Origin of the sequence: Mesorhizobium sp. IMUNJ 23033 (genome assembly GCF_044778005.1) — a bacterium.
Classification (GTDB): domain Bacteria; phylum Pseudomonadota; class Alphaproteobacteria; order Rhizobiales; family Rhizobiaceae; genus Mesorhizobium; species Mesorhizobium amorphae_A.
Window position 1 is genome coordinate 1 of record NZ_JBJACT010000079.1, and the last position, 2473, is coordinate 2473.

Here is a 2473-nt window from a genome sequence, read left to right on the forward strand (position 1 = left end):
CTATTGCCATACTTCGCGATGAGTTCACGCGCTTGCTCGATCGTTACGCGGTTCTCTGCCGCGAAACGCCGGATCTCATGGTCGTGAGACCGAGTGTCCTCATTGGTCTTATGGTCGGCCATTTTTTAAGCAATCTCTTTGTTGGCTCCGGCCTTCGTCGCGGGGGCGCGGCCCGGCCTGCAACTTCTGTGGCAACCCAACGAGCAGACCGGGCCATTAAGCCCGTGCCGTGGCGCGCATCCACGGCCGACAATGATTTGATTCGCCAATCCGGTACGAAAGCGTACAGTTCCCTGTCGCCCGCACGTTGCACGGCACACGGACGCTTGGAAGCCAACTCAGGTGCTCCCGCCTTAACAGACGCGGGAGGCTGGCATGGCCCGAGCTCAACGGAATTCCGTTTCCGCCTTTGATTGCGATATCCTTCGCGAAGCGTTCAGAAAATCGGTTGTCGAAGACCATATCCCGGACGATCAATGGCGCGATCACGCCGCGCTTCTGGTCCGTGCCTGGACCGGTTCAGAGGTTATTGACCCAGACTTGCTGGATTGGATTGTGCGGAAGTAACAAGAGCGCTGGGGAGGCCTTTTCATGTACGAGCTACCTAGTGTCCTCTGTAGACAAATGGTGGACCGACACCCAGCCGCATGGCCAAGAGAGAAGCATGGCGAATGATATACACGGCAGCCGGATTGCTCGCAGCGCTTGGCGACAGCATTGAGGCGATCCAAGCCTATCGCGCAACAATTGACGAGCACGAGCTCGAAACCCTCCTGGCGTCCATACCGTCAAAATCGATAGCTGGCAGCGCTGAGATGGTGATGCTCATTCATCTCTATCGGGAGATCGAAAACCGCAAGCGCAACAGCAATGTGCTGCCCTTTCCGGCTATCCAGCCGTAGGAGAATTGCGCTAGTTTACCGGCCCTGTCCCGTGCCATTGAATGAACGCTGGCATCCTTCCGTAATGTCCTTCACCGTCTTCAACAAGGCTTCATGCAGTGAAGCAACTTGGCGCGCTCAACAGCTCTGTCGCCATATGATTCGCGCAGCACCGAGGCAGCCTTGGCAACATCTGCCCTGAGTTTGCTTAGATCCTCGATCTCGCAATTGCGCTGTTTAGCGCGACGACTAGGGTCAGACATTGGCGACCTCATTCGGCTGTGGCGCTAGGGCTCGCGTATCGAGTGTCTACCGCTCAGCGATTGTAGGACAAGTTACATCGGGTGAATCCCGTCGGCCAGCATGGCGTCGGGTCTGCGCAGCCTCACGCTATCAGGGAGCTTGAGGACGTCGCATTCGAGGCGCGGGTGATAATCCCGCGCTAGCCTGGTAGCGAGCGCGAAGCTCAAGCCTCGGCAGCCAAAGGATGTGGTCGGACAATGGACTTGGTTCCGATCGCTTCCTGGCTCAAAGGCTTGCATTCAAAAGGTAGGGGACTCCGTCTGTCGGCTTCGGCCTCGCTTGGCGCGATGCCATCGTGATCAAGGAAAAGCCGGTCCAGAACGCGGGCACTTAAGTCAGATTCCGGACGGCTCGATACACGGCAACTAGACCGTGAAGGAAGCCGTCCACGCGATGATCCGGCGGAACAGCGCAGGGCGGTGACAACTCCGGTTTAGGTGAGTCCGCAGGCGCGGGAAGTGAAAGCTATGCGCGAGACTGCAGAAAGCCCCTCGTCTCACGAATCAGTTTCAGCATGGCATGGAGCGAATCTCCGCGCGCGCCTGACCACAATTGCTGCTGATCGGGTGGCGCGTCGAGAGAGGCGACTTCGTCGGTTGAATCGAGCCAAGACTGAGCGAACTCATCAAACTGCTCGTTCGAAACGCGGATGAGCTGGATCGCCGCGATTCTGGCGACAACCAGTTCGAGTGCGAGAAGGCGAGCTTCCAGTTCCAACTTCTCTCTTTCAACCATCAACCCTTCCTCTGAAACCAGGCAACAACCCTGCTGCTCCTAGCGTTCGATCTGATCGCGCGTAGTCACTAGGCCTCGATCATCCAAGAGTCTGTTGAGCTTCACCTCTAAAGGCATGGTTCTGCCACGCTCCGCGCCGAAGATTTGACATACACGACTGCGGCTGGACAGCGCACTGCGCGGGACGGCTCGCGCGTGTAGCCCTAGCTACAGTCCTATGGCTGGTCCGGACGGACCGGCCATCTATTTGCGTCGACCGTGAGCCTGCCACCTCGGCTTGACCGGATCCCCGGCGATGTGAATCCCTCCCTTCTCGTGCTGGGAATTTACATCGGGTTGCCGGGCGCGTTGAGCAATTTCATGATGGCTTCGGCGGAGATCGGTTTGCTGAAATGATAGCCCTGCATTTCATCGCAATTGTTCTTGCGCAAGAAGGCCACTTGATCGTCGGTCTCGACGCCCTCGGCAATGACCCTCAGATGCAGATTTTGACCCAATGAAATGACGGCGCTGGCGACGGCCTGATCGCTCTCGTTGTCGGCGAGATCGTTGAT

The 2473-nt window shown here is 57.7% G+C and carries 4 protein-coding genes; 2 read left to right on the top strand and 2 right to left on the bottom strand.

The genetic code is table 11. The features are described from left to right. The first annotated feature begins 375 nt into the window (after positions 1-375). On the top strand, positions 376-567 hold the full coding sequence (locus tag ACFX5Q_RS34690; RefSeq protein WP_404285049.1) for a hypothetical protein: 192 nt from the start codon (positions 376-378) through the stop codon (positions 565-567). A gap of 80 nt (positions 568-647) precedes the next feature. Beyond that, positions 648-902, top strand: coding sequence for a hypothetical protein (locus ACFX5Q_RS34695; protein ID WP_404285050.1), 255 nt, complete (start codon positions 648-650; stop codon positions 900-902). Positions 903-1649: 747 nt separating this feature from the next. On the opposite strand, the gene ACFX5Q_RS34700 is transcribed toward ACFX5Q_RS34695, so the two are convergent. Next, positions 1650-1919: a hypothetical protein gene (locus ACFX5Q_RS34700; RefSeq protein WP_404285051.1), complete on the bottom strand. Its 270-nt coding sequence runs from the start codon at positions 1917-1919 to the stop codon at positions 1650-1652. 326 nt (positions 1920-2245) lie between these two features. Then, positions 2246-2473, bottom strand: a 228-nt coding sequence (locus ACFX5Q_RS34705; RefSeq protein ID WP_404284982.1) for an EAL domain-containing protein, incomplete at its 5' end; no start/stop codon positions are given.

What these genes read in the sequence shown, in the direction of transcription:
- ACFX5Q_RS34700 (WP_404285051.1), bottom strand. Translation starts at nt 1,919, where the DNA reads ATGGTTGAAAGAGAGAAGTTGGAACTGGAAGCTCGCCTTCTCGCACTC.
- ACFX5Q_RS34695 (WP_404285050.1), top strand. Translation starts at nt 648, where the DNA reads ATGGCCAAGAGAGAAGCATGGCGAATGATATACACGGCAGCCGGATTG.
- ACFX5Q_RS34690 (WP_404285049.1), top strand. Translation starts at nt 376, where the DNA reads ATGGCCCGAGCTCAACGGAATTCCGTTTCCGCCTTTGATTGCGATATC.